Source organism: Streptomyces sp. NPDC020362, assembly GCF_040642095.1.
GTDB lineage: Bacteria > Actinomycetota > Actinomycetes > Streptomycetales > Streptomycetaceae > Streptomyces.
The window spans coordinates 1-6,455 of the sequence record NZ_JBFAET010000320.1 but is presented as its reverse complement, the minus strand read 5'-3'; the positions used below and the strand labels follow the sequence as shown (position 1 = coordinate 6,455).

At 72.3% G+C, this 6,455-nt stretch carries 7 protein-coding genes; 6 read left to right on the top strand and 1 reads right to left on the bottom strand.

Annotated features, from left to right (window positions below):
• The coding region (locus AB0H32_RS45765) for a hypothetical protein (protein WP_361134849.1) at nucleotides 1-622 on the bottom strand (622 nt) is incomplete at its 3' end.
• 191 nt (nucleotides 623-813) lie between these two features.
• Between AB0H32_RS45765 and AB0H32_RS45760 the strand changes: the two genes are divergently transcribed.
• The 6 genes from AB0H32_RS45760 to AB0H32_RS45735 all read left to right on the top strand — a co-directional run bounded on the left by AB0H32_RS45760 (nucleotide 814) and on the right by AB0H32_RS45735 (nucleotide 6,068).
• Complete coding sequence (locus AB0H32_RS45760; protein WP_361134846.1) at nucleotides 814-1,020, top strand: hypothetical protein; 207 nt, start codon at nucleotides 814-816, stop codon at nucleotides 1,018-1,020.
• A gap of 75 nt (nucleotides 1,021-1,095) precedes the next feature.
• A complete protein-coding gene (locus AB0H32_RS45755; RefSeq protein WP_361134843.1) occupies nucleotides 1,096-2,445 on the top strand; it encodes a helix-turn-helix transcriptional regulator in 1,350 nt (449 codons plus the stop codon).
• Nucleotides 2,446-2,615: 170 nt separating this feature from the next.
• A complete protein-coding gene (locus tag AB0H32_RS45750) occupies nucleotides 2,616-3,548 on the top strand; it encodes a hypothetical protein (protein ID WP_361134852.1) in 933 nt (310 codons plus the stop codon).
• Nucleotides 3,545-4,501, top strand: a complete 957-nt coding sequence (locus AB0H32_RS45745) for an ABC transporter ATP-binding protein (protein ID WP_361134840.1) — start codon at nucleotides 3,545-3,547, stop codon at nucleotides 4,499-4,501. The genes AB0H32_RS45750 and AB0H32_RS45745 overlap by 4 nt, the downstream gene beginning before the upstream one ends.
• Nucleotides 4,498-5,262, top strand: a complete 765-nt coding sequence (locus AB0H32_RS45740; RefSeq protein ID WP_361134837.1) for an ABC transporter permease — start codon at nucleotides 4,498-4,500, stop codon at nucleotides 5,260-5,262. The genes AB0H32_RS45745 and AB0H32_RS45740 overlap by 4 nt, the downstream gene beginning before the upstream one ends.
• Nucleotides 5,259-6,068, top strand: coding sequence for an ABC transporter permease (locus AB0H32_RS45735; protein WP_361134834.1), 810 nt, complete (start codon nucleotides 5,259-5,261; stop codon nucleotides 6,066-6,068). Before AB0H32_RS45740 ends, AB0H32_RS45735 begins: the two co-directional genes overlap by 4 nt.
• The last annotated feature ends 387 nt before the right edge of the window (nucleotides 6,069-6,455 follow it).

Here is a 6,455-nt window from a genome sequence, read left to right as displayed (position 1 = left end):
TCGCTGGGGCGCGCGCCGGCTGGCTCGGCGGGCGTGGTCGGGGCGGGGGCGGCGGGCCCGCCGCCGACGGTCGGCCCCGGTCACGATCGGCACCGCAGGGACGGTCGTCGGGGCGGCACGGAAGGCTCTGCGAACCGTACGTGCGGCGGCTCAGGGCGCGCAGGACCTCGCCGCTGTGCACGGCTTCGCCAGGTTGCCGGCCGGTCTCCAGGAACGACAGGACGGTCTGTACGGCACCGGCGGCGTGGGCGGCGCCGGGCGACGAGGCGAGCGCGTCCAGCAACCCCCTGGGAGCGTCCGGCCCGTGAGCAGCCGTCAGAGCCGTGAGACGGAAGAGGAGTCCGGAGACCGTGCGGAGGACGTGCTCGGGAGCCGCCGCATCGTCCGGCTCTCCCACCGCACCGACTGCCGCCTCGTTCTTCCTTCCCACCGCACCGGCTGCCGCCTCGTCCGTCCCTCTCGCCGGATTGGTTGCCGCCTCGCCGGTCCCTCTCGCCGCACCGGCTGCCGCCTCGTGCGTCCCTCCCGGCGCGGAGGGGCCGTCGTGCGGCACACAGGGGCGGTCGTGGCCGCCGAGCATCGCGTATGCGGCCAGGAGCCGACGGGCCGTGACGAGTTCCATGGCGCGGATTGTGTCGGCGGGTGATCAACGGCGCCTCTACGAGCGTCCGCCGTTCTCCGCACGGGCGTACAGCGTGCGGGGATCGAACGTAGATCGGGATGCCTCAAGGTCGCTCCAGGCAACGGTGCTCCGGTCCGCCCCGGCCGTGGAGCGGGACACCGGCGAAGCTCACGAGCACGAGGAGAATCCCCATGACCACCTCCACCGTCACCCACGCGTCCGGAACCTCACGGCGCCGCACGCCGGCCGTCGCGGCCGTCGCCGCCCTGACCCTGGTGTCCCTGCTGGCGCTCATGAGCGGGGCGACGGCAGAACCGTCCGCGGCCCGGGCTCAGGGCTCCGCATCGGCACCCGCCCGGGCCGCCTCGGTGGATACGGATTTCCCGCCCTGCTGCTGAACGGCTTGACTGCATGTTGAACCATCTGGTTAACTTCCCGGTAACATACCGGGAAGGCTGAGTCCAGTGTCCGACATGGCGGAATTGGGGTCGCGGATCCGTCGCCAGCGCCGGCTGAGGCGAATGTCGCAGACCGACCTCGCGGGCAGCGATCTCTCGCACAGCTATATCTCGCTCCTGGAGAGCGGAAAGCGCACCCCTTCCGAGGAGGTACTCCGCCGCATTGCCGCGCGCTTGGAATGCGAGCCCGGATACCTGCTCGAATGTCTCGCACCCGAGCTCCCCGGCAGTCTCGAGGTGGAGATCTCCTACGCGGAGATGTCCCTGGCGAACGGCGAGCCCGAGGCGGCACTGAGCGCCTTCCTGGGCGTCCGGGAGCGCGTGGGCGACGACGGACCGGCGGACGTCCGGTCCGCCGTGGGCCTCGGTGTGGCGCGCTCGCTCGAGGCGCTCGGCCGCCTCGAGGAGGCACTGGTCGAGTACGAGCGGCTGCGCGAGGGCGACACCGAGAGCCAGGGGCAGCCACCGAGCGCGGTCGCGGACCTGACCGTGGTCATCGCGCTGTGCCGCTGCTACCGGGAACTCGGCGACCTCGCGCACGCCGTGGAGCTGGCCGAGTCGAAGCTGACCGACCTGCAGCGGCTGGACATCCCGTCGTCCGTCACCGCGATCGAACTGATGTCGACCCTGGTGGGGCTGTACACCGAGCGGGGCGACCTGCACCGCGCCGGATACCTCGCCTCCCGCGCCATCGAGCAGGCCGAACAGCTCACCGACAACCGGGCCCGGGGCGCCGCGTACTGGAACGCCAGCCTCGTCGCCCACCGCAACGGCCGGGCGGCGGACGCCCTGACGTTCATCCGCAAGGCCCTGGCCCTCTACGCGGAGGGCGAGGACCAGCGGGCCATGGCCCGGCTGCGCAACGCCTACGCGGTGGTGCTGCTGGACGCCGAGACCCCGGACGCGCCCGCCGCGAAGCAGCAGCTGACCCTCGCGGAACAGGAACTCGACCAGCACGGCAGCACCGTCGACCAGGCCTACTGCCAGACGGCGATGGCCCGTGCCGACCTGGCACTGGACGACAGTGCGGCCGCCGCGGACCGAGCCCGGTCCGCACTGACCCTGCTGGGCACCGGACACCGTCTGCAGAGCGCCCGGGCACTTCTGGTGCTGGCCAGGGCCGAGCTGCGGCAGGGCCACGCCGAGCGGGCCCGCGCGGCGTGCGAGCGGGCCGCCCTCTCCCTGGAGGCGTCCGAGGCCACCCGCCAGGCCGGCTTCGCCTGGGCCGAGCTGGCCGAGATCCAGCAGGAGTCAGGGGACGAACGGGGCAGCCTCGCGGCCTACCGGGAGAGCCTGCGTTGCCTCGGGTACCGCTCCGGCACCGTTTCCGCCACTGAACCGACTCCCGCCGCCGCCGACGGCTGACGATCTCGCGCACCCCCTCCCCGCCCGTGGACCACTCGTGGTCCACGGGCTTCTTCGTACCCCTCCCCTTTTCCGTCCGGACGACTCGGCGAACCGTGACCGAGCGAGCTCCGGATCCACACCTGCGCTTGTGACTACGATATTGACTTCATAGTCATAGCCGTGTGACCATGGTCGGGACGGCGCAGCCGAATAACTACAGGGAAGGAACGGCACTCGCTATGAGAGAAGCAGAGTCCACTCCTTTTCTCGGACCGGGCGTCACGGTTCTCGGAATGTCCGCAGGAGTCGGCAAGACGGGCGTCTCGATCGGCATTCTGCGTAATCTCTCCCGGCGGGGCACGCATTGCGCACCGTTCAAGGCGGTCGCCGTCGTCACCCCGGACGAGTACGCCGGGCGGTCGCTGCCGCCCTGGCGCCGGGGTGTGGTCCAGAGCTGCGCGGCCGCCGGGGTGGTCCCCCACTGGTGGCACAACCCCGTACTGGTGGACCTCCCCGCCCCGCGCGCCGACGAGGGTGATCTCTACGTACGCGGCCGGCGCCTGGGACGGGTCCCGGTGACCGGGGCCGACCGCCTCGATCTCGGCTCCCTGCCGGACCGGCTGCGCCGTCGCTGCCAGGAAGCGGTCGAGGAGGGCTTCCAGCGACTCGCCGACCGGGTGCCGTGGCTCCTCGTGGAGGGCGCCGCGGGGGTCGGCGACCTGCCCGCCGCCGCCGACCTCGCGAACCAGATCCTTCCGGAGCGGGCGGGACGGCCGGTGGTCGTCGTCACCAGCGCCCGGCACCCGGATCCCGAGGGCGCCTCCCGACTCGCGGACCGGCTGACCCCTGCCCTGCGCACTCTCCTGCTCGGCTTCGTGCTCAACCGGGTGAGCGACCGCCCGGCCGCCGATGCCGCCGCCGAGCGCCTCACCCGCGCCACAGGCCTTCCCGTGCTCGCGCGGATCACCGATGCACCACCCCCCATCGGGTACGACGGCTCACCGGAGAAGATCGACCTCATGTGCGAGTACCGCGCCACGTGCGTCGGCGAGTCGGGGCTGATGCGCCTGCTCGACGCACTGCCCCTCGCCGTCCCCAGTCCCGTGGAGGCTCTGCGATGAACGCCGTGGAGGTCCTCGGGCTGCACCGAAGTTTCCCGCCCTCGCGCAGCGGGGGGACCGCGCGCATCGCCCTCGACGGCATCGACCTGTCGGTCGGCGAGGGCGAGGTGCACGCACTGCTCGGCCCCAACGGAGCGGGCAAGACGACTCTGTGCAAGATCCTCGCCACCGTCCTGGTACCCGGCGCGGGAAGCGCACGGATCCTCGGACACGACGTGGTGGGCGAACTCGCCGCGGTCCGCCCGCTGATCGGATGCGTCTTCGGCGGCGACCGGGGGCTGTACGGCAGGCTCTCCGCCCGGCGCAACCTGCATTACTGGGGTGCCCTGTACGGCGTACCCGGCCGCGAGATCCGGCAGCGCGCCGCCGGGCTCCTGGAGCGCTTCGGCCTCACGGCGCACGCCGACGAGCGTGTGGAGACGTTCTCGCGGGGCATGAAGCAGCGTCTCCACCTCGCCCGCGGGCTGATGCACGGCCCGCGTGTCCTGTTGCTCGACGAGCCGACCACGGGCATGGACCCCGTCGCGGCCCGCGACTTCCGGGCCCTGATCGGCGAGTTGCGCCAGGAAGGGCGATCCGTCCTGCTCACCACCCACGACATGGCGGAGGCCGAGGCCGTCTGCGACCGGGCCACACTCATCGACGGCGGGCGCATCCTGCGTACGGCAACGCCCCGTGAACTCGGTTCGCTCCTGTTGCGGCACGAGCGCATCGAGGCGACCGGTGTCCCGGACGAGCTGGCCGGGCAGATCCGGGTCCGCCCCGGTGTGGTCACCGTCGGCACCGATCCCCGCGGCACCACCGTGATCGAGGTGAGCGACCGGGAGGCGCTCGCACCCGTCCTGCGGCTTCTGGTGGACGCCGGCGTCACCGAACTGGCGACCTCGCGTCCAGGGCTCGAAGAGGTCTATCTGGCGCTGATCGGCGAGCGCGGCATGGAGGTCCTCGGATGAGGCCCTTCCTGGCCGGCCTGAGCCTGCAGGCCGCCCTGCTGCGCCGGTCCCCCGGCGAACTGCACACCCTGGCGACCGTGCCGCTGTACACCCTGATCCTCCTGGCGATGACCGACGACCCCACCCGGCCCGGCATCGCCGCCAACGCGGTCATCGCCCCCATGCTGATGGCGCTCTGGTCGCTGGGGCTGTTCACCGCCGGAGACCTGATCGAGCGGGACCGCTACAGCGGCACCCTCGAACCCACGGTGGCGGCCCCCGCCCCGATGGCCCTGGTCATCGGCGGACGCATCTGCGCCGTGACCGCGGCAGGCCTGATCGCCTTCGCCGAGGCCTGGTCGGTCGGCCTGTGCTTCGGCGTCCACCTGACGGTGCATCACCCGGTCGTCCTGGTCGCCGGCATCCTCGCGTCCTGTCTCACCACTGCGTGCACGGCGGCGGTGATCGCGGCGGTGCTGGTGCTCACCCGGCGCGGGCGGCCCTACCAGAACTCGCTGAGCTTTCCCTTCTACCTGCTGTCCGGCATCGTCGTACCCGTGGGTGTGCTCCCCCACTGGCTGCATCCGGTCAGCCGCCTGATCTACCTGTCCTGGTCGGCCGACCTGCTGCGCTCCGCCTTCCGGCCGGACGAGCCCCGGCACCTGCCCGTGCAGCTGCTGGCGCTGAGCCTGCTCGCGGCGGCCGGTCTGGGCTGCGCCACACTGCTGCTGCGGCGTGTGCTCGTCCGCGTGCGCATCCTGGGCAGCCTGGGGCACGCATGACGAACGGCCCGCGCCACAAGGCGCTCACCATTCTGCGGCACGGAACCGCGATCGCCCTGGCCGAGCTGACCGCCGTCTACACCTGGCGGACCTGGCTGTTCGGCTGGCTGGTCCGGATGCTCAGCCAGGTGCTGTTCTTCACCCTCGTCGGACGGCTGACCGGCGCCGGCGGCGACGAACGGTTCCTGGTCACCGGCAACGCCCTGATGGCCTGCGCCATCGAGGCCACCATGGTCGTCGCCTCCAGCGCCTGGGAACGCTCGCTCGGCACCCTGCCGCTGCTGGTCGCGGCGCCGTCACAGCTCGCCTGGACCTTCGTCGTGCGCAGTCTGCAGTGGGTCGTCAGCGGTACGGCCACCTCGTCGGCCGCGCTGTTCGCCCTGGGCCCCCTCTTCGGGCTGCGCTGGACCCCGGGCACCGTCCCGGTGGCGGTGGTGCTGGTCGTGCTGACGGCGCTCGGGACCTACTGCTTCGGGCTCACGCTGGCCGCCCTGGTCGCCGACCGGCCGACCCTGCGCAACGTCGTCTCCAACACGGCCTACCTCGGCATGATGGCGGTCTGCGGGGTGCAGGTTCCGACCGGCTACTGGCCCGGGCCCGTCCGGGCGGTGGCCCAGGCGCTGCCGTTGACCCACGAACTCGCCGCGCTGCGCGCCCTCGTCGACGGCGCTCCGGCCGTCCGGGTGCTGCAGCAGGCCTCGCTCGGTGCGGCCGTCGGAGCCGGCTGGCTGGCCGTCGCCGTCCTCGCCTTCGGCCGGGTGGCGCAGCGCGGACGGCGCACCGGAGCCATCGAGTTCGGCACATGACCACACGACCAGCCGACACAACCACTCGCACGCGACCACTCGCACACGACCACCCGCACGCGGCCATCGAACACACGGCCGCACGGGCTCATGGACCCATGAGCCCGGCCCATGAGCCGCCTAGCGGCGCATGGATCCCCGAACCACCGGTACCGCGCCACGGTGCGGCACCGGCGGCCCGCCGGAGGTTTCCGCCCGGCAGGCCATCGCCCCCCGGCCCCGACCCCATGAGAGGAGGTGCACCAATGGAGCGCAACCACGTCAGCCTTCTTCGTCCCCGCCTGGACAAGATCAAGGTGAAGCCCGTCAAGTAATGCCCCGCTGCCGGGAAGCCGCCGTGCTTCCCGGCAGCGTCAGTCCGTCCACCGGCCAGGGTGCGCCCGGGGC

Excerpts from the sequence above, each read along its gene's own strand:
- AB0H32_RS45750 (WP_361134852.1), top strand. The coding sequence starts at position 2,616 with ATGGTCGGGACGGCGCAGCCGAATAACTACAGGGAAGGAACGGCACTC.
- AB0H32_RS45735 (WP_361134834.1), top strand. The coding sequence starts at position 5,259 with ATGACGAACGGCCCGCGCCACAAGGCGCTCACCATTCTGCGGCACGGA.
- AB0H32_RS45740 (WP_361134837.1), top strand. The coding sequence starts at position 4,498 with ATGAGGCCCTTCCTGGCCGGCCTGAGCCTGCAGGCCGCCCTGCTGCGC.
- AB0H32_RS45745 (WP_361134840.1), top strand. The coding sequence starts at position 3,545 with ATGAACGCCGTGGAGGTCCTCGGGCTGCACCGAAGTTTCCCGCCCTCG.
- AB0H32_RS45755 (WP_361134843.1), top strand. The coding sequence starts at position 1,096 with ATGGCGGAATTGGGGTCGCGGATCCGTCGCCAGCGCCGGCTGAGGCGA.
- AB0H32_RS45760 (WP_361134846.1), top strand. The coding sequence starts at position 814 with ATGACCACCTCCACCGTCACCCACGCGTCCGGAACCTCACGGCGCCGC.